Here is a 23,132-nt window from a genome sequence, read left to right as displayed (position 1 = left end):
TCAGCCCAGGTCCAGGAAGTGTTCCAGGCCGAAGGTGAGGCCCGGAGTGCTCACCACGCGCCGGGCGCCGAGCAGGATGCCCGGCATGAAGCTGCTGTGGTGCAGGGAGTCGTGCCGGACGGTGAGGGTCTCGCCCTCGCCGCCGAGCAGGACCTCCTGGTGCGCGAGCAGGCCGCGCAGGCGGACCGCGTGCACCGGGACGCCGTCCACGTCCGCGCCGCGGGCGCCGTCGAGGGCGGTGGCAGTGGCGTCGGGCGCCGGAGCGACGCCTGCCTTCTGCCGTGCCTCGGCGATGAGCTGGGCGGTGCGCGTGGCGGTGCCGCTGGGGGCGTCCACCTTGTTCGGGTGGTGCAGCTCGACGACCTCGACGGACTCGAAGTACGGGGCGGCGATCTGCGCGAACTTCATGGTGAGCACGGCCCCGATGGAGAAGTTGGGCGCGATGAGCACGCCCGTCTCCGGGGAGCCGTCGAGCCAGCCCCTCAGCCGCGCGAGGCGCTCGTCGGTCCAGCCCGTGGTGCCGACGACGGCGTGGATGCCGTGGCCCACGCAGAACTCGAGGTTGTCCATGACGGACGCCGGGGTGGTCAGCTCGACCGCGACCTGTGCGCCGCTGCCGGTCAGCGTCTCCAGGGAGTCGCCGCGGCCCAGGGCGGCGACCAGTTCCATGTCCTCGGCGGCCTCGACCGCCCGCACCGCCTCGGAGCCGATACGGCCCTTGGCGCCGAGGACGGCCACGCGCAGCTTGCTCATGTCTGTTGCTTCCTTACCGGAGGGGGCAGGGGTGTCGTTCGGATCTTGCCGGGGTCGCGGGGTCTGGCACGCGCATCTGCGGCGTTGTCGTCGGGAGTCGGCCTGATCCAAACGACACGCCTAGGCGACGGCGTCGTGCAGCCTGGACGCCTGCTTGTCCTTCAGCGGGCCGATGACCGACAGCGAGGGCCGCCGTCCCAGGACGTCGCGGGCGACGGCGCGGACGTCGTCCGGCGTGACCGAGGCTATCCGGGCCAGCATGTCGTCGACGGACATCTGCTCGCCCCAGCACAACTCGCTCTTGCCGATGCGGTTCATCAGCGCGCCGGTGTCCTCCAGGCCGAGGACGGTGGAGCCCTGGAGCTGGCCGACGGCGCGGCCGATCTCGTCGTCGGACAGCCCGTTCTCGGCGACGTGGTCCAGTTCGTCGCGGCAGATCTTCAGCACGTCGTGGACCTGGGAGGGCCGGCAGCCCGCGTACACCCCGAAGAGACCGCAGTCGGCGAAGCCCGAGGTGTACGAGTACACGCTGTAGGCCAGGCCGCGCTTCTCGCGGACCTCCTGGAAGAGGCGGGAGGACATGCCGCCGCCGAGGGCGGTGTTGAGGACGCCCAGGGCCCAGCGGCGTTCGTCGGTGCGGGCCAGGCCCGGCATGCCCAGGATGACGTGCGCCTGCTCGGTCTTGCGGCCGATCAGCTCGACGCGGCCCGCGGTGCGCAGGCTGCGCCGGCCGTCGCGCGGGGTGATCGGCTCGGCCACGGGGTCCTTGAAGGCGCCGGCCTTCTCGAAGGCGGCGCGGACCTGGCGTACGACCTTGTTGTGGTCGACGTTGCCGGCCGCGGCGACCACAAGGTGGGTCGGGTCGTAGTGCTTCCTGTAGAAGCGGCGGATGCGGTCGGCGGTCAGGGCGTTGACCGTGTCGACCGTGCCGAGGACGGGGCGGCCGAGGGCGCTGTCGCCGAACATGGTGTGCGCGAACAGGTCGTGCACGCAGTCGCCCGGGTCGTCCTCGGTCATCGCGATCTCTTCGAGGATGGCGCCGCGCTCGACGTCGACGTCCTCCTCGCGGATCAGGGAGCCGGTCAGCATGTCGCAGACGACGTCGATGGCGAGCGGCAGGTCGGTGTCGAGCACGCGCGCGTAGTAGCACGTGTACTCCTTGGCCGTGAACGCGTTCATCTCGCCGCCGACCGCGTCGACGGCGGAGGAGATGTCCAGGGCGCTGCGCCTTCGCGTGCCCTTGAAGAGCAGGTGCTCCAGGTAGTGGGTGGCGCCGTTCAGGGCCGGGGTCTCGTCGCGCGAGCCGACGTGTGCCCAGATGCCGAAGGTCGCCGAGCGGACCGAGGGCAGGGTCTCGGTGACGATGCGCAGGCCGCCCGGGAGGGTGGTCTTGCGGACCGTGCCGGTGCCGTTCTCGCCCTTGATGAGGGTTTGGGTACGGGCGACGGCCCGCGCCTCCGAGGAGGTGCGGGCCGTCGCCTTGGAGCCACGGGACGTCACTGGTCGGCGTCGTCCTTCTTGTCGTCGTCGCCCGATTCGCCCTCGATCACGGGGATCAGGGAGAGCTTGCCGCGGGAGTCGATCTCGGCGATCTCGACCTGGACCTTGGCGCCCACGCCGAGCACGTCCTCGACGTTCTCCACGCGCTTGCCGCCGGCGAGCTTGCGGATCTGCGAGATGTGCAGCAGACCGTCCTTGCCCGGCAGCAGGGAGACAAACGCGCCGAAGGTCGTCGTCTTCACGACGGTGCCCAGGTAGCGCTCGCCGACCTCGGGCATGGTCGGGTTCGCGATGCCGTTGATCGTGGCGCGGGCGGCCTCGGCCTGCGAGCCCTGGGCGGCACCGATGTAGATCGTGCCGTCGTCCTCGATCGTGATGTCGGCGCCCGTGTCCTCCTGGATCTGGTTGATCATCTTGCCCTTGGGGCCGATGACCTCACCGATCTTGTCGACGGGGATCTTCACGGTGATGATCCGCGGCGCGTTCGGGGACATCTCGTCCGGCGTGTCGATCGCTTCCATCATCACGTCGAGGATGTGGAGGCGGGCGTCACGGGCCTGCTTGAGGGCGGCGGCCAGGACGGAGGCGGGGATGCCGTCCAGCTTGGTGTCGAGCTGGAGGGCGGTCACGAACTCCTTGGTGCCGGCGACCTTGAAGTCCATGTCGCCGAAGGCGTCCTCCGCACCGAGGATGTCGGTGAGGGCGACGTAGTGCGTCTCGCCGTTGATCTCCTGGGAGATCAGGCCCATGGCGATACCGGCGACGGGGGCCTTCAGCGGCACACCGGCGTTCAGCAGCGACATGGTGGAGGCGCAGACCGAGCCCATGGACGTCGAGCCGTTGGAGCCGAGGGCCTCGGACACCTGGCGGATCGCGTAGGGGAACTCCTCGCGCGTCGGCAGCACCGGCACGATGGCGCGCTCGGCGAGGGCGCCGTGGCCGATCTCGCGGCGCTTCGGGGAGCCGACGCGGCCGGTCTCGCCGACGGAGTAGGGCGGGAAGTTGTAGTTGTGCATGTAGCGCTTGCGGGTCACCGGGGAGAGGGTGTCCAGCTGCTGCTCCATGCGGAGCATGTTCAGGGTGGTGACGCCCAGGATCTGGGTCTCGCCACGCTCGAACAGGGCGGAGCCGTGGACCCGCGGGATGGCCTCGACCTCGGCGGCCAGGGTGCGGATGTCGGTGACACCGCGGCCGTCGATGCGGGTCTTCTCCTTGATGACGCGCTCGCGGACCAGGGACTTGGTCAGCGCGCGGTACGCGGCGGAGATCTCCTTCTCGCGGCCCTCGAACTCCGGCAGGAGCTTCTCGGCGGCGAGCGCCTTGACGCGGTCCAGCTCGGCCTCGCGGTCCTGCTTGCCGGCGATGGTGAGCGCCTGGGCGAAGCTCGGGGCGGACGGCGGCGGTCAGGGCCTCCAGGACGTCGTCCTGGTAGTCCAGGAAGATCGGGAACTCGCCGGTCGGCTTGGCGGCCTTCGCGGCGAGGTCGGCCTGGGCGCGGCACAGCACCTTGATGAAGGGCTTCGCGGCCTCGAGACCGGCGGCGACGACCTCCTCGGTGGGGGCCTCGGCACCGCCCTCGACGAGCTTGATGGTCTTCTCGGTGGCCTCGGCCTCGACCATCATGATCGCGACGTCGCCGTCCTCCAGGGCGCGGCCCGCGACGACCATGTCGAAGACGGCGTCCTCGAGCTCGGTGTGCGTCGGGAAGGCCACCCACTGGCCGCGGATCAGCGCGACGCGGACGCCGCCGATCGGGCCGGAGAACGGCAGGCCGGCCAGCTGCGTCGACGCGGACGCGGCGTTGATCGCCACGACGTCGTACAGGTGGTCGGGGTTGAGCGCCATGATCGTGGCGACGACCTGGATCTCGTTGCGCAGGCCCTTCTTGAAGGACGGGCGCAGCGGGCGGTCGATGAGGCGGCAGGTGAGGACGGCGTCCTCGGACGGCCGGCCCTCGCGGCGGAAGAAGCTGCCGGGGATCTTGCCGGCGGCGTACATCCGCTCCTCGACGTCCACCGTGAGCGGGAAGAAGTCGAGCTGGTCCTTGGGGTTCTTGGAGGCGCTGGTGGCCGACAGCACCATGGTGTCGTCGTCCAGGTACGCCACGGCGGAACCGGCGGCCTGCTTGGCCAGGCGGCCCGTCTCGAAGCGGATGGTGCGGGTGCCGAAAGCGCCGTTGTCGATCACGGCTTCGGCGTAGTGGGTCTCGTTCTCCACTAGTGTTTTCTCCTCGTCTTCGTCCCTCCTCGCCCGTGTGGCGGGGGGACGTCTGCGGAGAAGCGCTCCGTCCTGTGCGGGCCGGTCTTCGATCGAAGCACCCGGGGCACATTCCCCGGGGGCCACTACCGAGGACCGGCGGCGGCGAGGCGCGCTTCTCCTCGTTTCGTTCGGTGTGTGTGGTGTGCCCCGCCCGATACGGCGGGTACCCATCACGCTGTGTCGTACGTCCTGTGTTGTGCTACCACACTACAAAGCGGCGGTGACACCTCGCACGTACAGCAAAGGGAGCGGCCCCCGAACGATGGGAACCGCTCCCTCCACGGCGTCCTACTTGGCGCCCGCCGCACCGCGGCGGATGCCGAGGCGCTCGACCAGCGCACGGAAGCGCTGGATGTCCTTCTTGGCGAGGTACTGCAGCAGCCGGCGGCGCTGACCCACGAGGATCAGCAGGCCACGGCGGGAGTGGTGGTCGTGCTTGTGGGTCTTGAGGTGCTCGGTCAGGTCGGAGATCCGACGGGACAGCAGCGCGACCTGGACCTCGGGGGAACCGGTGTCGCCCTCCTTGGTACCGAACTCGGAGATGATCTGCTTCTTGACGGCGGCGTCGAGCGACACGCGTACTCCTCTTTGGGTCTGTGACTGGCCTTCGAGTGCCCCCGGTCTGCGTCTCGGGGGATCTTCCGTGACTCGGAAGGCGGGGATCCGCTGGGCGCGGCCTCCAGGGCACCGGGCTCCGGGGGCGCGTACACAAACGGCCGTCACACAGCGTACCAGCCTGTGCGGACGCCGCTGTCCGTGGGCTCGGGGCCGGGTCGTCACTCGTGCCGGTACGGACATCGGCAAACCGCTGAGCTGGGAGAACCCCGGGAAGTAGGGTGGCCGCGCATCCCGTTGGCACCGCAGGAAGGACCGAGCCCCGATGACCGACGCCGAGAACACCGAGAGCACCGGGAACGCCGAAGCGAAGGCGCGCAAGGAGCGGGAGAGGGACGAGCTGTACTCCCTCGACATCTCCGGTGTCGAGTGGCACAGCGCGCCCGGTACCGAGGAGCACGAGGAGCGGGTCGAGATCGCCTATCTTCCGGCCGGTGCCGTCGCCATGCGGTCGTCGCTCGACCCGGACACCGTGCTGCGGTACACGGAGGCGGAGTGGCGCGCGTTCGTGCTCGGCGCGCGGGACGGGGAATTCGACCTGGAGCCGGCGCCGGGGAACGGCGCCGGCTGAGGCGGGCGGGCGGCACGGTGTGCACCGCGCCGCGGACCGGGGCGGCGGCTGCGCGCCCCGTGCCGCCGGGGGACGGCGGCTCAGTCGCTGGTCATCGACCGCGCCGCGGCGTACACGTCGAACACCGCGAGCGCGAGGGGGATCAGCGTCAGGAGGACGAAGGCCTCCGCGATCTCCGTGAAACGGCCCCAGAAGGGGGTGACACCGCGGCGGGAGGTGATCAGGCCGATGGCCGTCACCAGGGCGACGGCCGCGGCGACGGCCGCCGCGAGCCACACGCTGCGGATGTCGAGGGCGGCGCTGTCGCCCTGGAGGGCGTCGCGCCAGTACCGCACCGGCGGATTCATCGCGAGGCCGAGCCCGAGGAAGACGAGCGAGCCGAGTCCGGCGGCCAGCGTGGCGGCGACCTGCGTGGTGTAGCGGAACAGGTGGGCGCGCATCAGCATCGCGATGCCCGTGGCCAGGGCGAGGAGCTGGGCCCACACGTCGGCGGAGAAGCTGAGGACGATCGCCGCGCCGACCGCGAGGAGCGCACAGCCGCCGACCAGTCCCGCGAGGAGTTCGTGGCCGCGGCGGGCCTGCGCGGCCACGCGTTCGACGTCGACGGGTTCCGGGGAGACCGTCTCGTCCGTCGTGTAGGAGCCGCGCGAGCCGTTGGGCAGTTCGAAGCCGATGGGCAGCCGGGCGAAGCGCATGGACAGACCGGGCAGGAAGGCCAGGGCGCACACCGACAGGGGGGCGCAGATCGCGGCCGTCTCCCTGGGCTCGAGGCGGGTCAGCATCGCGACGAAGGTCACGAGGAGTCCGACCGTGGCGGAGAAGACGAACGCCACGAAGGGGCTGTCGCCGCCCGGCGACACGAGTGTCAGCACGACGGAGGCGACCAGGACCGCCGCACAGGCCAGCAGGAACTGGAGCCGCCCGATGCCCTGCCCGTCGGCGAGCGGCAGCAGTCCCGAGCCCGCCACGGCGATGTTCGGTAGGGCGCCCAGCCCCAGCGCGACCGCGGAGCCGCGGTCGTCGTACACCCGGGCGCGCACGCACGCGAAGGTGACCAGCAGGACACCGGTGACCCCGGCGATGATGCCCTGGAGGCTGTGCATGTCGTGGTGGACCTGCGAACTCCACGCCACGAAGGCGAGCAGCACCGGGAGCACTCCCGCCCCGGTCAGGCCGGCGGTACGCGTCAGCTCGCCGTCCCAGAGGGCGCGGTCGCGGGTGACGGCCGAGGCGACCGCCTCCGAGACGTCGTCGATGACGGCGGGGGGCAGGGACTCGGCGAAGGGCCGCAGCGTGAGCAGTTCCCCGTCCAGGATGCGCTGGGCCGCGAACGACCGGGCGCTGTCGAGGACGGTGCCGTCGCGGCGCACGAGGTGGTAGCCGACGGGCCCGCCCTCGGCGGGGCTCTGCTGGGAGAACCTCAAAATCTCCGGGTAGAGGTCGGCGACCGGTACGTCGTCGGGCAGTGCCACGTCGATGCGACTGTCGGGAGCCACGATGGTGACCCGGCAGAAGCCGAGTCCCGTACCTGACCCCGCTGGGACTGTGCTGCCCGGTCCGCCGGCCGCGCCGGCCGGCGCGGAGGCCGTCATGCTCACCTGCTGTTCCCCCTCGTCGGTAATACGGGACGGCGCGGTACCGTTGCGCCTCGCCCACCGTCGGCCGTCGCGCCGGGCCGTTCCGTGCCGCCCGCGACCCCGGCCGATTCGCAACTGTTCACACGTCTCACGGGCACCCTATCGTCCGCCGTCGCCGGCGGGAGTCAGTAGGATCGCCCTTCGCGATCGACGTGCGCCGGACACGGGGCGGCGGGCGGAACGGATCGGCCGGGCAAGGGAATTGGTGCGAAGTGAGCCACATCGTCGTCAAGCGCCCACCACGGGCACTGCCGAAGGACGTGCCCACGCAGGAGGTCGTGCTCCAGCCACCGCCCGAGCTCCCGCGCGGGCAGACGGAGGGCGCCCTGATGCAACTCCTGCCCATGCTCGGCATGGGCGGGTCCGTGGTCTTCTTCTTCAATCCCCAGGCCCAGCCGTTCATGAAGATCATGGGCATGGTGATGGTGGCCTCCACGATCGCCATGGGCGTCGCGATGCTGGTCCGCTACCGCCGGGGCAACCAGGGGCAGATGGCCGACATGCGCCGGGACTACCTGCGTTACCTGTCCCAGGCCCGGCAGTCCGCCCAGACGACGGCGCGGGTCCAGCGCGACGCCCAGTACTACCTGCATCCTTCACCGGAGCAACTGTGGGCGCTGGTCGCCGAGGGCAGCCGGGTGTGGGAACGCCGCGCCGGTGACGAGGACTTCGGCCAGGTGCGGGTGGGCCTCGGCCCGCAGGCCCTGGCCACTCCCCTGATCGCCCCGGAGACGGCCCCGGTCGACCAGTTGGAGCCGCTGACCACGGGCGCCATGCAGCGCTTCCTGGTCACGCACAGCACCCTCGACGCCCTGCCGATGGCGGTCTCGCTGCGCGCCTTCTACCACGTGACGGTCAGCGGCGAGCCGGGCACCGTGCGCGCCACCGCCCGCGCCGTCACCGCCTCGCTCGCCTCGTTGCACTCCCCCGACGACCTGGTCATCGCCGTGGCCACCGGCCGGGAGTCCACCGGGGAGTGGGAGTGGAGCAAGTGGCTCCCGCACGTGCAGTCCCGGGGCGCCGCGGACGGCGCGGGAAGCATCCGCCTGGTCACGACCGACCCGGTGGAGTTGGAGGACCTGCTCGCCGACCGGCTCCAGGGGCGCCCCCGCTTCCACCCGGACGGGCAGCCCGTGCCCGACCAGCCGCACCTGGTCGTCGTGCTCGACGGGGTCTCGCTGCCGCCGACTTCCCTGCTCGCCAGCCCGGAGGGCATGCAGGGCGTCACGGTGCTGGAGGTCATGCCCGGAAGCCTCACCAGCGGCCGAGGCGACCTCTCGATCGTCGTCCACCCGAAGGAGCTGCGCCTGGAGTCGGCGCACGGCATGGTCTACGAGGGCACGCCCGACGGCCTGTCGTACGAGGCCGCCGAGGCCCTGGCGCGGCAGCTCGCGCCGCTGCGCATGGCGTCGGGCGGGGACGACGACGAACCGCTGCTCGCCAACCTGGAGTTCACCGACCTGCTGAACCTCGGTGACGCGGCCTCCGTCGACACCCGGCGCACCTGGCGGCCCCGTTCGCAGTCGGAGCGGCTGCGGGTGCCGATCGGCGTCGGCGAGGACGGCCGGCCCGTGATGCTCGACCTGAAGGAGGCGGCGCAGGAGGGCATGGGCCCGCACGGCCTGTGCGTCGGCGCGACCGGCTCCGGAAAGTCCGAGCTGCTGCGCACGCTGGTCCTGGGCCTGGCCGTCACGCACTCCTCCGAGACGCTCAACTTCGTGCTGGCGGACTTCAAGGGCGGTGCCACCTTCGCGGGCATGGCGCAGATGCCCCACGTGGCGGCCGTCATCACCAACCTCGCGGACGACCTGACGCTCGTCGACCGGATGGGCGACTCGATCCGCGGTGAGCTCAACCGCCGGCAGGAGATGCTCCGCGACGCGGGCAACTACGCCAACATCCACGCGTACGAGAAGGCCCGCGCCGCCGGTGCCGCGCTCCAGCCGATCCCGTCCCTCGTCCTGGTGATCGACGAGTTCAGCGAACTGCTGACCGCCAAGCCGGACTTCATCGAGATGTTCGTGCAGATCGGCCGCATCGGCCGGTCGCTGGGCGTGCATCTGCTGCTGGCCTCGCAGCGGCTGGAGGAGGGCCGTCTGCGCGGGCTGGAGACGTATTTGTCGTACCGGATCGGTCTGCGCACCTTCTCGGCGGCCGAGTCGCGCGCCGCGCTCGGCGTCCCCGACGCCTACGAACTGCCGAACGTCCCCGGTTCCGGTTTCCTGAAGTTCGGCACGGACGAGATGGTCCGCTTCAAGGCCGCGTACGTGTCGGGTGTGTACCGCACGAGTGCTCAGCAGACGGCGTCCTTCGGGGGGCCGCTCCCCGTCGACCGGCAGCCGGTGCTGTTCACCGCCGCCCAGGTGCCGGTGCGGTACCTGGCGGTTCCCGCGCAGCGCGAGGAGACGCGGGAGGAGACGGACGAGGCGCTCGCCGACACGGTCCTCGACGTCATCGTGCGGCGCCTGGAGGCGCAGGGGCCGGCCGCCCACCAGGTGTGGCTGCCGCCGCTGGACAGCCCGCCGTCGCTCGACACGCTGCTGCCGGGTCTCGCGGAGGTGCCGGGCCGTGGCCTGACCCAGCCCGGTTACGAGGGGGCGGGCCGCCTGGTGGTGCCCGTCGGTCTCGTCGACAAGCCGTACGAGCAGCGCCGTGACCCGCTGTGGGTGGACTTCGGCGGCGCGGCCGGCCACATGCAGATCCTCGGCGGTCCGCAGTCCGGCAAGTCGACGCTGCTCCGCTCGATCATCGCGTCCTTCGGTCTCACCCACACCCCGTACGAAGTGCAGTTCTACGCGCTGGACTTCGGTGGCGGCGGCCTGTCCGCCGTGTCGGGCCTGCCGCACGTGGGCGGGGTGGCCTCACGTCTGGACCCCGAGCAGGTGCGGCGGACGGCGGCCGAGGTGTACGGCGTCATGACCCGCCGCGAGGAGTACTTCCGCAGCGCCGGCATCTCCTCGATCGCGGAGTTCCGCAGCCGCCGCGCGCGGGGCGACATCTCCGTGACGGATCAGCCCTGGGGCGACGTCTTCCTGGTCATCGACGGCTGGGGCAACTTCCGCACGGACTACGAGGCGCTGGAGCCGTACGTCCTGGACATCGCGGCGCGCGGTCTCGGCTACGGCATCCACCTGATCCTCACGGCGTCCCGTTCCATGGAGGTCCGCAGCAACCTCAAGGACCAGCTGATGAACCGGCTGGAGCTGCGGCTCGGCGACCCCATGGACTCCGAGTTCGACCGCAAGGTCGCGGCCAACGTACCGACGGGCGTGCCGGGCCGTGGCCAGACCCCGCAGAAGCAGCACTTCATGGCGGCGGTGCCGCGCATCGACGGCCTGTCCTCCGACACGGACCTGGCGGAGGCGACGCAGGCGCTCGGCACGGAGGTCTCCCGGCACTGGCAGCAGCCCGGTGCCCCGGCGGTGCGGCTGCTGCCGCGGGAGTTCCCGGCGCACCAGCTTCCGCCCGGCGACCGGTTCCCCCGCCGCGGTGTCTCCTTCGCGCTCGACGAGGAGAACCTCGAGCCGGTGTTCGTGGACTTCGAGCAGGACCCGTTCCTCCTGGTGTTCGGCGAGAGCGAGTCCGGCAAGTCGAACCTGCTGAGGCTTCTCATCCAGCGGATCACCGAGCGCTACGACGGGGACAGGTGCAAGCTGTTCGTCGTCGACAACCGGCGCTCCCTGCTGGGCGTGACCCCGTCCTCGCACCTGGCCGAGTACGTCCCGATGTCGAACCAGATGCAGCACCACATGGACGCGCTCGCCGAGCTGATGCAGCGCCGCACCCCGACCGCCGACGTCACGTCGGAGCAGTTGCGTGACCGCAGTTGGTGGAACGGCCCGACGATCTACGTCATCGTCGACGACTACGACCTGGTGGCCACGTCGAGCGGCAACCCGCTGGCGGGCCTGACCGAGATGCTGCCCTTCGCCCGGGACGTCGGCGTCCGCTTCATCATCGCCCGTTCCACCGCGGGCGCGGGCCGCGCCGGTTACGAGGCCTTCATGCAGCGCATCAAGGAACTCGGCGCCCAGGGCGTCGTTCTCAGCGGCGACCCGGCCGAGGGCGATCTGCTCGGCGGAGTACGGCCGCGACAGATGCCGCCGGGGCGGGGCGTGTTCGTGTCGCGGCGCCGGGGCAAGCCGCTGGTGCAGGTGGGTCTGGTGCAGGACGGCGACGGACGGTGACGGTCGTCCGCAGGGTCGGGCTCTACTCCGTGCTTCCCCTGGTGCTCGCCCTGACCGCCGCCTACATCTGGTACCGGCAGAGCGACACGGGCCGGGGATGGCGCTACGAGGACAAGCTCGCGTCCTACTGCGGCGGCCTGATCCCGTACGACGAGTCGGCGGTCTTCACCGGCCTCGACACCGAGGCCGGCCTCTCCCGGGACGGGGAGTTCGGGTACGGCGCGGACCGCTTCCGCTCGTGCCAAGTGGCGGACCTGACCGTGTCCATCGGGCTGATCCCCGCCGACGCGGCTGTCTCGGGCACGCGTGACGGCATGCTGAGCATGCTGGGCGGTGGTTCCCCGGACAGGCTCCCCGTGGCGCTGGGCGGCGGTTGGCGCGGTTACACGGACCTGCGGAACACGGGCGTCGTGCTGCCCTGCGCCGGCAAGGACGCGTCCCTGGTGGTGAGCGTCGCCGGCGACGCGTCCCACGAGAACGCCGAGGAGGGCCGGGCGGTGGGACGGCTCGCCGCGGCCGTCGCCCGCGAGGCGGCCGAAACGGAGTCGTGCGAGACGACTTTCGGCGGCGCCATACCGGAACTCTCGCTCCCGAAGGGGAAGACGGCCCTGCTGAGCGCGTCGGGCACGTGCGCCGGCATCCGGATACCGGATTCCGCGCCGGACGACTGGATCGACTGGATCGAGGAGACCGAGGCGTCGGACGGCGCACCGCTGGAGCGGTGTCTCCTGGGCGAGACGGGGGGACGCGACGAGGTCCTCTACTCCCTGAACGCGTCGTTCGGCCCGTACGCCCAACGGCTGCGGCCGGATGCCGGAGACGACGAGGACTGGCCGCGGCCGCGCCTGACACGCGACAGCGCGATGGCGACGGCGACCTGCCCGGGCAGCACCGTGCCGGCCGTGTTCAGCATCGGCGCGACGGTCTACGCCGCTCCGACGCGGCAGTTCCTCGCGTCGGCCCTGCGCACCTTCGCCGAGCGGTCGGCGAAGCGGCACGGGTGCACGGGGCTGCGGCTGCCGGGCTGATCGGTGTCGTTCAGAAGCAGGCGAGGGCGACGACCGAGCTGTCGCTCAGGTAGAAGACGCGGTTGCCGTCGGCCGCCATGCGCAGGCGGTACTCGAACAGGGGCAACGACGTGTACCTCCACGCCCATTCGCCGTCGGCGGTCGTGACGGTGGCGATGACCAGCTGGTCCTCCCTGATGTCGTCCGTCACGGCCGACCAGACGCCGTGCCCCTGCACCAGCAGGGGGCTCGCGGTGTAGGCGTCGTGGTATCCCCGCCAGACCTCTTCGCCGCTGCTCCTGTCCAGCCGTCTCGGGTAGATGCCGCCGACGGCGTACACGGCCTCACCGGTGACCACCGGCGGCCCCCACTGGTCCGCGGCGGCCTCGCCCGCGTCGAGTTCTGTGCTCCAGACCGCCTCCCCGTCGTCGATGCGGCGCGCGTCCAGGGTTCTGCCGTTGAGATGGACGATGCCGTTCTCGACGGCGGGTCGCACCGAGACGCCGACACGGTCGAGACGTCGCCACACCGGGCGGCCGTCACTCGTGGCCACGACCAGAACATTGCCGTCCGTCGTCGGGAGGACCAGCCGGCCCTGCCCGGTGACGGCGTACTCGTTCAGCTTCTTGCGGAAGTCGCCGGGCAGGGTGACCGTCCACGCGACCTTTCCGTCCCTGCGCCGCACACTGCGCAGCCTGTCGTCCGCCGTGACGACGTAGACCGCCTCGTCGTCGGCGGCGAGCAGCGATTTCGCCTCGGCCCCTGGGCAGGTCCACCGTGCTTCCCCGGTGGAGGGCACGTAGGTGCGCAGGGCGCCTTTGTCGTCGGCGCCCACGACCAGCCGGTCCGACAGGGACAGGTACCCGTACTTCGGCCGGATGTCCGGCGCGCTCCAGCGTCGGGTGCCGTCCTTGACGTCGTACGCGGCGATGCCGCCGCCGGCGGCGCCGAAGACGATGACGTCCCGCACCGGAAGGAGCTTCGGTGAGAAGGGGTCGGCTTCGTCCGTCAGCGACCAGATCGTCGCGGGGCGGCTCCTCGTCACCGACTCCAGGTCGACCGTGGTGAGCGGTGCCTCGGGGGTCTGGGCGGCGGGCGGGATGTCGAACGGGTCGGTCCTCTCGACCGGGGGAGGCACTTCTTCCTCCCGGCTGCCGAGCCACCAGGCGGTCGCGCCGCCTCCCGCGGCCAGCACCGCGCCCGACGCGACGAGCCCGGTGAGCAGGCGCCGCCGGGTGACGGAGGGCGTCGGGTCCCCGCCCGCCGTGGCCGCGTGGGTGGTCAGCGCGCGCGTGTCGGCCTCGCGCTGCTTGATGGCGTCGGCGAGTTTCCCCTGGCGCCACACCCGGTCGGCACGCTTGGGCGCGGCCATGGCCTGCGCGATCTGGGCAGGGGTGGGGCGCGCGGCCGGATCCTTGGCCAGGCAGGGGGCGATCAGCTCCCGCAGCCGTGGTTCGATGCCGTCGAGCAGGGGCTCGCCGTGGACGACGCGGTACTGGAGTTCCGCCACGTGCCCGCCGTCGAAGGCCCGTCGCCCGGTGGCCGCGTACACGAGCACCGCGCCCAGCGAGAACACGTCGGCCGACGGAGCGACGCGTTGTCCGAGCACCTGCTCCGGAGCTCCGTACCCGGGGGTGACGGGCACCTGGCCGGTGCTGGTGAGGGTGAGTCCGTGTTCGGGCCGGGCGATGCCGAAGTCGATGACGCGCGGTCCGTCCGACGTCAGGACGATGTTCGGGGGCTTCAGGTCACGGTGGATGAAACCCGCCGCGTGGATGTCGCCGAGGGTACGGGCGAGGGACACCGCCAGGGCTCTCAGGACGGGTTCGTCGAGGGGGCCGTAGGTGTCCACCGCGTGGTCGAGCGTGAGGCCCGCGAGGAACTCGGTGGCGATCCACGGCCGTGCCGCCTCGGTCCGGGCCCCGAGCACCGCCGCGACGCCCGGGCTGCGCACCGCCTGCGCGGCAAGGGCCTCACGGACGAAGCGCTGGGCGAGGCCTGTGTCGTGCGCGAGTTCGGGGCGCAGGACCTTGACGGCGGCCAGGCCCCCGGCAGTGTCCTGTCCCACGTACACCTTGCCCATACCGCCCGCTCCAAGGACACCGAGGAGGCGGTAGGGACCGAGACGGACGAGGTCTCCGGTACCGAGGGGATCCATGGGACGTCTTTCTGCTGCGAGGGGCGGGGGCTGCGGGGGCCGGAGCGGTTAGACGAGCCGGTAGGCGGCCAGGCGGTCGGAGTCCACTGCGAGGATCAGTCCGCGGCGCACGTCCTCGTGGAACTGCTCTCCGCTCGTTCTGTAGGTGCGCTCCGTGGTGCGGGACGACAGGCCCACGGCCCGCAGGTGGACGCCGTTGCGGTAGTACGCCCGGCGGTCGCCGACGACGGGACGCCAGGCGGTGTACACCCCTTGCGCCTGGTCCGTCTTCTCGGCCCAGAGCTTCCTGCCGCCGGCCGGGTCCACCGCTTCGACCCCGCCGTCCTCGGCGACCGCGTACAGCACGCCTCCCTTCAGGGTCGGCGGGCTGTACCGACGCCCCTGGCCGCTCGCCCAGGCCTGCGCCCCGTCGGTCAGCCGGAGCGCCCTGAGCCCCGCGCCTCCGACGTAGACGTGCTGGTCGTCGGCGGCCACGGGACTGCGCAGGGGCTCGGGGTCGTCGGCGTCGTGGGGCTCGTCCCAGAGGACGGCTCCGGTACGGGTGTCGCGGACCACGACGCGCACCTTCTTGTCCTCCGCCTCCTGGAAGGTCACGAGGCGTGTGCCGACGACCGTCGCGGCGAGGACGTACAGGCGGGTGCTGTGGTCCCGCCGCTTCGGCAGGGGCTGCTTCCACAGGGTCCGGCCGGTGGTGAGGTCCGCGGCGCGCACCGTCCAGGTCTGCGAGGCGGAGAAGTTCCCCTGCTCGTCGGAGGGTCCCTGCCCCACCACCACGTACGCGACGGTCCCTCTGACACCGAGGAGCTGATGGCCGCGCAGCTCGAAGCGGGTGTCCGGGAAGTAGGTGCCGGTCGGTTTCACGTACTGCTGCTCTTCGTCGTAGGTGGCCACCTCGACCGGCAGGTTCTGTCCCTCGCGGTGGTCGAAGTCGCCCGAGAGCCGGTAGACCGTGTCACCGACGGCGGACACCTGCCACCACTCCCCCGAGGCCACGATCGTTTCCTGCCGCCGGCCGGTGGAGGAGCCGACGCGCACGGTCTGGGCGTGCATGGCGAGGTCGATGTGCCCGTTGGCGGACTGGGGGATGATCAGGCCCCAGTCCGGCGTCGTCATCAGGCCCGAGCTCTCGTACTGCCACAGCGGATCGAGGTTGCGGGTCGGCGCGGGGGTGATCGCGCCCAGGGCGCTGTCGGTGTCCCGGCTCCACCACAGTCCGGCGGCCGCGGCGGCGCCGCTGACCATCACGGCCCCGCCCCACAGCAGGAATCGGCGGCGGGACGGTGCGCGCCGTGCTTCCACGGGATCCGCCTCGTCCGGCTCCGGGACCGCCGGCGGCGCCGAACGCGGCGGCATCGGCCGCCACACGTCGGCCACCCGCCGCCCGATGTCCGCGAGCAGCGCGTCCGGCAGGTGGTCGGCGAACTCCCCTGCTCCGTCATGGAGTTCGGCAGCCAGTTCCTCGGTCCGGGGACGCTCCGTCGGGTTCTTCGACAGGCACCGGGCGAGCACCTGCGCGAGCCCGGCCGGCACTCCGTCGAGGTCCGCCTCCGCGTACCGGACCCGGTACAGGAGATCCGCGGCCTGACCCTGCCCGAACGGGGCACGGCCGGTGGCCGCGAACACCAGCACCCCCGCGAGCGCGAACACGTCGCCGGCGGCTCCGTGGTCCTGTCCCGTGGCCTGTTCCGGCGACATGAACGCCGGCGTGCCCACGGCAGCACCGGCACGCGTCAGGCGGTCGTCCCCGATGGCCCGCGCGATGCCGAAGTCGATGAGCTTCGGCCCGTACCCGGCGACCAGGATGTTGGACGGCTTGAGGTCGCGGTGGACCACGTCGCTGCGGTGCAACTGGCCGAGCGCGCCGCACAGCGCGGCGCCCAGAGCCCGCACGGTGGACTCTGGCAGGGGTCCGGCGATCCCGACGGCCTCGTCGAGAGCAGGACCCAGCACGTACTCGGTGGCCATCCAGGGGATTTCCGCGAGCGGGTCCGCGTCCATCACCCGGGCCCCGAACCGGTCGCCGATGATCCGGGCGGCATCGACCTCCAGCCGGAAACGCGTGCGGGCGGCGGGGTCCGCGGCGATGGCCGCGTGCATGGTCTTGAGCGCGACGGTACGGCCGCCGGCCGATCGGGCCACGTACACCGTGCCCATGCCTCCGCTACCCAGCCGGGCGACGAGCCGGTAGGGGCCGAGGGCGACGGGGTCGTCGTGTGCGAGGGGTATCGGCATGGGTTTCTCGTGGTCGAGGGTGTGCGGAACGCTGGGCGGTAGTGTCGGCTCGTGCTCCTACGTGACCGCCGCGACGTCCGCCAGCAGGACCGACGCCGACTGGTGCGCGATGGCGGCGAGGACCCGAGGGGGCAGCCACCCCGGGCCGAGCAGGGCCTCGGCGCGCGTGACGGGACCGAACCCGTCGGGGCTCGAAGGTCCGGGGGCGTCGGCCGGCTCGCGGATCATCTCGGCGACCGAGGGGCGGCGCGCCGGGTCCCTCGACAGGCTCCGGCCGACGAGTGACCGCAGGAACGGCGGCAGTTCGTCCCGCTCGGGCGCCGTGTACCCCGTGGCCGCGTAGGCCAGTGTCGCGCCCAGGGCGTAGACGTCGCCCAACGGCCGGGGCCGGCCGCCCGCCGCCTGCTCGGGCGGCAGACTCCCGGCGTCCAGCCCCGGTGCGCCGTGGCGCGGGACACCGTCCTGCGCCACGGCACGCACGGCGCCGAAGCAGGTGAGCCGGGGGCCGTCGGCGGCGATCAGCACCGCCGAGGGGCACACTCCCGCGTGCGTGACGTTCTGCCCGTGCAGCACGGCGAGGGTCTCGGCCAGGGCGACGGCGAGGGCCCTGACGGTGCGCTCGGGCAGAGGGCCGCCGTGGAGGGCCAGCGCCGCGGGAAGAGGGAGAGCCGGTACGTAGGCATGGGCGGCCCATGCGGCGGTTCCGGGAGCGGCCACGTCGACGACCGGCAGGATCCAGGGACCCAGCAGGTGGCGGGAGGCTTCGGCCTCGGCCAGAAACCTCTCCGGCGGGACCGCCGCCAGGGGCGTGTTCAGGAAGACGGTTCGTTCGCCGTCGGAGCTGCGGGCGATGAAGCGCGTCATCGGAGCGGATGAGGCGGAGGCGTCGGCCACGGGCGCGTCAAGTCGGGTGAGCGCCGTGTAGGGGCAGTCGGGTGGCCGTGTGCCGCTCCTGGCCCCCGTCATGTGCTTCTTCCTCGCATCGTCCGTCGTTGTGTCAGGTGGCGCACAGCAGCAGGGTGGGCGTCTCCCGCGCACGCCCACCCTCGTTCCTGCCGCGGCCTCGGCCGGCGGTGACTACTGCAGGTACCTGGACGCCGCCAGGTCACCCTCCATGTACGTACCGCCCGACTGGCCGACGACGTGGCCGATGCCCATCAGGGCCCGGTGGATGTCCCTGGTCTCCCTGTCCCAGCGCTCCAGCTTGGTGTTGTAGGTGTCCTGGGCCTTACCCACCCAGTACTGCCTGCTGTTCTCCACCATCTTCCGAAGCTGCTGGATGTCCTCCTCGAGCAGCTTCGCCTGGTCGGCGATGGTCGTCGCCGCGATGTCGAGCCCGTCGTACGTTACCTGCAGGCCGTCCCCGTTAGCGCCCATATCCGTCTACCTCGTCTCTTTCCGCCGGTGATTGTTGTCCGCGCCTCGGATGTCGTTACGACATCGAGCTGAACGGCGACACCGTGGGGGCGCCGTCCTTCACGTTGATCTTGTTTACGGCCGCGCGGACTTCGTCTTCCTTGGTGTCCTTGATGTTGCGCGTCGCGGTCATCGCCTCGATGACCTCGGCGAGGATGCCACCCATGTTCTTCAGCGACGTGTTGATCTCGTACTGCTTGGTGTCGAACGCGGCGCGGCCGATGCCCTGCCACTGACCCTCGAGGCTGTCGATGACACCCTGCAGGCTGTGCACCCGCGAGCGGATGCTGTCGAACTTCTCGTACATGTCCTTCTGCAGCTTGACTACCGCTGCATCTTCGAGCTTCTGGTCGACGGCCATGTTCCGCCTGCCCTCCCTCTTTCCGTTTGGGGTCCAACTGTGCGGCTCAACGCCTCGCGGCGGTGAGCACGTTCTCCATGCCCGGGCCTATCGGCGCGGGGCGCGGGCCGCCGGCGTCACGCGGTGCGACGCGATCGAAGGACGACTGCGGCTCCGCCTCCGACGACGACCACGGCGGCGGCGACGCCGAGCACGATCCACAGCGTGCTGTTGTCGTCGCTCGAGGACTCCGCTGCCGCCTTCTCCGTCTTCTCCGTGCCCTCCGCCTTCGATCCTGCTGCGGCTTTCCCGCCATCAGAAGAGGTCTCGGGGGCTTGTGACGAGCCTGTTGCGGAAGGGGAGGCCGCGGAAGCGGGCGGGATCTCCGTCACCAGCTTCTTGCCCTTCTCCTTGTTCCACTTGGCGAGGGGGTCGGAGTAGGCGGGGCCGGCGTCGTAGTTGGGGTTCTCAAGGACCATGCGGGGCCGGATGGTGCCGTAACCGGCGTACTGGGTCGGGTCGTTCTTCGGCCACTTGCGGCTAGCGGTGTCGATGAGCGCCCGGGTGACCTGGTTCGCGGTCCAGTCGGGGTGAGCGGACCAGATGAGGGCCGCGGAGGCCGACACCAGCGCACTCGAGATACTCGTTCCCGCGCTGTTGCTGCAATAGGACTGGAACGAGGCGTCGCACCAGGTCGGGACTTCCTCACCCGGTGCGACGAGATCGACATAGTTCCCGTGGGTGGCGAACCGCGAGACCGTGCCGGCCTCGTTCATCGAGGAGACGCCGAGGACGTAGTTGTAGGAGACCGGGTAGCCCGCGAACCCGTTCTCCAGGCCATCGTTACCGGCGGAAGCGACCAGCAACTTGCCCTTCGAGACGGCGTACTCCACGGCCGCTTGTTCTTCCGCGTCGAACGCCGGGTTGCCGAACGACATGTTGATGATCTTCGCGTCGGTGTCGGCCGCCGCCCTGATCACCTCCGCCACATCAGGCGTCTCCTGCTTTCCGCCCGCCTTCGCCGGGTCGACGCTGACGTAGAAGGGGACGATCTTCGCCCCGGGAGCCAGTCCCTGCAATCCACCGCCAGCCCCGGTCCCGGCGATCAGCTCCGCCATGCTCGTTCCGTGACCGACTTCGTCACGCGTCGCGTGGGAGGAGAAGCTGTCCGGCACTTCGTCGGCGAGGACCTGCCCCTTGAGGGCGGGGGTGTTCGCATTCACGCCGCTGTCGATCACAGCGACCTTCACCCCTTCTCCGGTGCTGACCTTCCACATCTGCTCGGCCTGCATCGGCTCCAGGTACCACTGCTTCGACCTGATGTCGTCGGCAGCGGCGCTGGGTGCGAACCCGACACCCACAGCAACCATGGCGCCGGCCAACGCACCCGCGGCACGCACTCGCCTTCTGCGGTCCGGGTTGATGAGACCGGCGCGCTCGGTTCGGCGGCTGGTTGCTGCTGACTTCATCGCTTCGTCGTCCTCGTTCACGGTCAGTGGGAGCCCGACGACGTGTCACGCCGCGGCTCGGTGGGCAGGTCGGTCCCCGACTCTTCCTCTTCGACCTCTCGGTCCGGGCGCCCTGCCCGGTCGGTCTCCCGCCGGTCGCCCGGCTCTCCCCGGCCACCAGGACCGCGTCGAAGACCGGCACCCCCACGGGTCATGCCGTTGCGCTCGGCGCCGGTGACGGAAGTACGCGCGGCGGGCTTGCTTGTCACCGGAGCCGACTTGCCCGGGACGACACGGGAGCCGTTCGCACCGGCGCCCTGCCGCACCGGGGACTGGGGTGCCCCCACGACGCCCCTCTGCGGCGGGCGACCTGCCGAACTCTGAGGAGTCGCCGACTTGCCGCCTCCGACGACCGTGCCGCGGGGAATCTGCCGTCCGGCGCCCGCGCCCGTGGCTGGGGCTGTCGTGGGCCGTCCTCCGACCACGCCGTTGGAGCGGCCTGCGCCGGTCGCCGGTCCTCCAGCCGGCCGTGGTACGCCTGTGCCACCGGCCCGGGGGGTACCACCGGTCACCCCGCGTCCCATCGGGAGCGACCTGGGTCCGCCCGTGGTGCCCCTGGCAGCCGACTGCCCCGTCGGCGCCGACTGGCCGAACTGTCGGAGCGGCCCCTGCCCCGGCCCGGTGGCACGACCGGGGAGCGAGTTGCCCGGCCCGGTGGTACGACCGGGGAGCGAGTTGCCCGTCGCGGGTTTACCGGTCAGCCTCTCAGCCGACACGGGAGCCCGCAGACCGCCGGGTGTCCGCCCGGTCTTCGGTGCCGCAGTCTGGGGCAACGGAAGCCCGTAGCCCTGACCCGGGAAGTTGGTGTTTCCGTTCGCCACCGGAGTGGTGGGCACAGGGGGGGTGTGACCAGTCACCGGTGGCGTGGTGGAGGGAGGCAAAGTGCCGACACTGTCGATGCTCGTACCCACGCTCGGGATCGTGGGGGCATCCGGGTAGGAGATCTTTCCGGAAGCCTGCGTGGGAGGCAGCGGCGTGTCCGGGGCGCCATGTGTGCTTGTGTGCCCGGAGGAGAAGCCGGCTGCATGCGAACCCGAGCCACTTCCCGATTCCGCCCTCTGAGCAGAAGACGTGGGCGTGCCCTGGGGCCAGGTCTCGTAGCCACCGGCGGGCTTCGGGACGCCCACGTCCGGCATGGTCTTGAAGTCCGGTTGCGGCAGCGCCATGAGTTGCTCGTTGGCCACCGCGTAGTAGGACGACAACCGGTTCATCTGGTTGATCGCCTCCTGACGGTTCTTCTCCACGCGGACCGCTTCGGCGTACTCGGCGTTGCCCTCGACCTGCTTGGGCGTCGGGAGCTTCTCCGGCTTCAGCGCCTCGCTCGCCGGCCTTGTGTCGCGGGGCGGCATGGCCTTGCGCACCGCAGCCAGGCCCACGGCGGCGGCGGTGATCTGGTCCCCGGCCCCGCCGGCGAAGTCGCTCAGCCCGTACGTGCTGGTGACAAGGGAACGACCCCACTTGCGGAAGGCCTCGCCCGACTCTCCGACCCAGTGCACCTTCTCGATGTGGCCGTCCAGTTCCTTGGCGGCCTCCGTGATGGCGTCCCGCGCGTCCCACAGCGCCTTGCCCGAGGACTCGAGGTCCTCCGGGTTGGCCTGCTCGACCAGGTCGATCATGTCGTTCAGACGGTGGTTGTCGAAGTCCGTACGGCCGTGGACCCCTCGTGCGTACGGCGTGCCCTTCGCCGCCGAACGCACCAGGTTGTCGATGACGCCGCTGATGAAGCCCCCGCCCGGGTGCTCCTCGGCGTGGCGCGTGAGGTCCGTGAAGGTGTTCTGCCCGGAGACCCGCTCCAGATCCTGCTCGTGCTGCTTGTCGGTCATCACAGGCCCCCGGTGGTGTTGTCGCCCTGAGCGCGCTGCTTGCCGTCCCCTGCGTCCTGGATGCCCTTGATCTGCGTCTGGATCGCCCAGAAGCGACGGCGCTGCTCCTCTTCGAGGTTGTCGAAGCCCACGTGCGCACCCCGGACGGCGATACCGATCGCCTCGATCTGCAGGTGCAGGGTCCTGGACAGAGAGGTGAGCTTCTCGTGCACCTGGTTGTACTGCAGGTACAGGGCATGCGCCTCGGGGAAGGCGGACGGGTTCCCCGCCAGCGACCCGGGTTTGATCGTCTGCGCACCGACTCGTGCCGGGTTGCCGGGCGAGCCCTCCAGACCGGTCAGGACCCCGTCCACCCGTCTGACGAACGTGCTCAGTGCCTCGCCGGTGACCTCCAGGTTCGCCGCCCTGGCTGCCGACACGCCCCCCACCATGTCCGCTGGAAGCACGCCGCTCCCTCCCCGTTCCCCGTAGCTTCATCGCTGTGGCCGGTCGGCCACTCGCCCCCGCGATCGCAAAGCGGGTCGCGCGCGTTTTGCGATCACCACTGTAGTCAACGGGTACGACAGGGCCAACCGGGAAGTGTGCTAGTCCAGTTACAAAGATGCCTCGGACATGACACTTGGACCGATACGGCGATCGGGGGCGGGGCGACGCTCGGTGACCCAGCCGTCCGGCAGCGGACTGGCGCGCCACGGTCGTAGCCATGTGGTTAAAGCGTCAACGATGTGCTGTCCCGTTAGACGCCCACGCGGGCGCGGACCGTCGCATCACTCGAAGGAGTGCACCGGGACGGAGTTGCCTGGTGCCCTCCTTCGGTACGCACTGCGGGCAGGAGGCCCGAGGCGTCGTGCTTCAGGCCGTCCACTGCTCTGCCCTTCATCGGCCGGCGAATCTCCCCGAAACTTCACCTCCGCAATCACCCCACGATGTGCGAGAACTGGGAGAACGGCCAGGACGCCAATATGGCGTACACCCGGCGAGCGGCGCAGACCCGCGTGAGATGACGAGTGTCTCGTGGTCGCGGGCTGCCTCGCCAGTTGCAGTGAGGCGAACCAGACACGGGAGTACAGCGTCCCCGGTTCGCTATGCGGCCTTGGGGGTGATCAGGGCGCACTCTCTCAGCTGC

General features: G+C 71.1%; 15 protein-coding genes and 1 pseudogene. 3 read left to right on the top strand and 13 right to left on the bottom strand.

Features of this window, described 5'->3' with window-relative positions; translation table 11 throughout:
- The 4 genes and pseudogenes from dapB to rpsO form a co-directional block, all read right to left on the bottom strand.
- Window positions 1–753 (bottom strand): 4-hydroxy-tetrahydrodipicolinate reductase, encoded by a 753-nt coding sequence (gene dapB, locus AC0VYN_RS07995; protein WP_385473570.1) that lies wholly within the window; start codon window positions 751–753, stop codon window positions 1–3.
- Window positions 754–873: 120 nt separating this feature from the next.
- On the bottom strand, window positions 874–2,253 hold the full coding sequence (locus AC0VYN_RS07990; protein WP_475535353.1) for a M16 family metallopeptidase: 1,380 nt from the start codon (window positions 2,251–2,253) through the stop codon (window positions 874–876).
- Window positions 2,250–4,470, bottom strand: a pseudogene (locus AC0VYN_RS07985) (polyribonucleotide nucleotidyltransferase). The gene AC0VYN_RS07990 and the pseudogene AC0VYN_RS07985 overlap by 4 nt, the downstream one beginning before the upstream one ends.
- 330 nt (window positions 4,471–4,800) lie before the next feature.
- Window positions 4,801–5,088 (bottom strand): 30S ribosomal protein S15, encoded by a 288-nt coding sequence (gene rpsO / locus AC0VYN_RS07980; protein ID WP_006130415.1) that lies wholly within the window; start codon window positions 5,086–5,088, stop codon window positions 4,801–4,803.
- Window positions 5,089–5,392: 304 nt separating this feature from the next.
- Between rpsO and AC0VYN_RS07975 the strand changes: the two genes are divergently transcribed.
- Window positions 5,393–5,698 carry a DUF397 domain-containing protein gene (locus AC0VYN_RS07975; RefSeq protein WP_475535352.1) on the top strand — a complete coding sequence of 102 codons (306 nt, stop codon included), beginning with the start codon at window positions 5,393–5,395 and terminating at the stop codon, window positions 5,696–5,698.
- Window positions 5,699–5,778: 80 nt separating this feature from the next.
- On the opposite strand, the gene eccD is transcribed toward AC0VYN_RS07975, so the two are convergent.
- A complete protein-coding gene (eccD, locus tag AC0VYN_RS07970) occupies window positions 5,779–7,290 on the bottom strand; it encodes a type VII secretion integral membrane protein EccD (RefSeq protein WP_475536835.1) in 1,512 nt (503 codons plus the stop codon).
- Between the two features lie 257 nt (window positions 7,291–7,547).
- Between eccD and eccCa the strand changes: the two genes are divergently transcribed.
- Window positions 7,548–11,522, top strand: a complete 3,975-nt coding sequence (eccCa, locus tag AC0VYN_RS07965) for a type VII secretion protein EccCa (protein ID WP_475535351.1) — start codon at window positions 7,548–7,550, stop codon at window positions 11,520–11,522.
- Window positions 11,519–12,550: a hypothetical protein gene (locus tag AC0VYN_RS07960; protein ID WP_475535350.1), complete on the top strand. Its 1,032-nt coding sequence runs from the start codon at window positions 11,519–11,521 to the stop codon at window positions 12,548–12,550. Before eccCa ends, AC0VYN_RS07960 begins: the two co-directional genes overlap by 4 nt.
- Before the next feature lie 10 nt (window positions 12,551–12,560).
- Here the strand turns inward: AC0VYN_RS07960 and AC0VYN_RS07955 are convergent, their stop codons facing one another.
- The 8 genes from AC0VYN_RS07955 to AC0VYN_RS07920 all read right to left on the bottom strand — a co-directional run bounded on the left by AC0VYN_RS07955 (window position 12,561) and on the right by AC0VYN_RS07920 (window position 22,425).
- Window positions 12,561–14,687, bottom strand: a complete 2,127-nt coding sequence (locus AC0VYN_RS07955; protein ID WP_475535349.1) for a serine/threonine-protein kinase — start codon at window positions 14,685–14,687, stop codon at window positions 12,561–12,563.
- Window positions 14,688–14,735: 48 nt separating this feature from the next.
- Window positions 14,736–16,919, bottom strand: coding sequence for a protein kinase domain-containing protein (locus AC0VYN_RS07950; protein ID WP_475535348.1), 2,184 nt, complete (start codon window positions 16,917–16,919; stop codon window positions 14,736–14,738).
- Between the two features lie 57 nt (window positions 16,920–16,976).
- The gene (locus tag AC0VYN_RS07945; protein ID WP_475535347.1) at window positions 16,977–17,885 is read right to left on the bottom strand and encodes a protein kinase family protein; all 909 of its coding nucleotides are present in this window, start codon (window positions 17,883–17,885) and stop codon (window positions 16,977–16,979) included.
- 111 nt (window positions 17,886–17,996) lie between these two features.
- Window positions 17,997–18,296: a WXG100 family type VII secretion target gene (locus tag AC0VYN_RS07940; protein WP_475535346.1), complete on the bottom strand. Its 300-nt coding sequence runs from the start codon at window positions 18,294–18,296 to the stop codon at window positions 17,997–17,999.
- 55 nt (window positions 18,297–18,351) lie between these two features.
- Window positions 18,352–18,696 carry a WXG100 family type VII secretion target gene (locus AC0VYN_RS07935; protein ID WP_385465562.1) on the bottom strand — a complete coding sequence of 115 codons (345 nt, stop codon included), beginning with the start codon at window positions 18,694–18,696 and terminating at the stop codon, window positions 18,352–18,354.
- Between the two features lie 116 nt (window positions 18,697–18,812).
- Window positions 18,813–20,075, bottom strand: a complete 1,263-nt coding sequence (locus AC0VYN_RS07930; RefSeq protein ID WP_475536834.1) for a S8 family serine peptidase — start codon at window positions 20,073–20,075, stop codon at window positions 18,813–18,815.
- A gap of 92 nt (window positions 20,076–20,167) precedes the next feature.
- On the bottom strand, window positions 20,168–22,006 hold the full coding sequence (locus tag AC0VYN_RS07925) for a WXG100 family type VII secretion target (protein WP_475535345.1): 1,839 nt from the start codon (window positions 22,004–22,006) through the stop codon (window positions 20,168–20,170).
- On the bottom strand, window positions 22,006–22,425 hold the full coding sequence (locus AC0VYN_RS07920; RefSeq protein WP_475535344.1) for a hypothetical protein: 420 nt from the start codon (window positions 22,423–22,425) through the stop codon (window positions 22,006–22,008). The genes AC0VYN_RS07925 and AC0VYN_RS07920 overlap by 1 nt, the downstream gene beginning before the upstream one ends.
- Window positions 22,426–23,132: the final 707 nt, after the last annotated feature.

Source organism: Streptomyces sp. 63XJN7_1_ISO-PGPR-S23-121 (genome assembly GCF_056173025.1).
The sequence above is the reverse complement of the archived record's forward strand: the minus strand, read 5'-3'. Positions and strand labels throughout refer to the sequence as shown.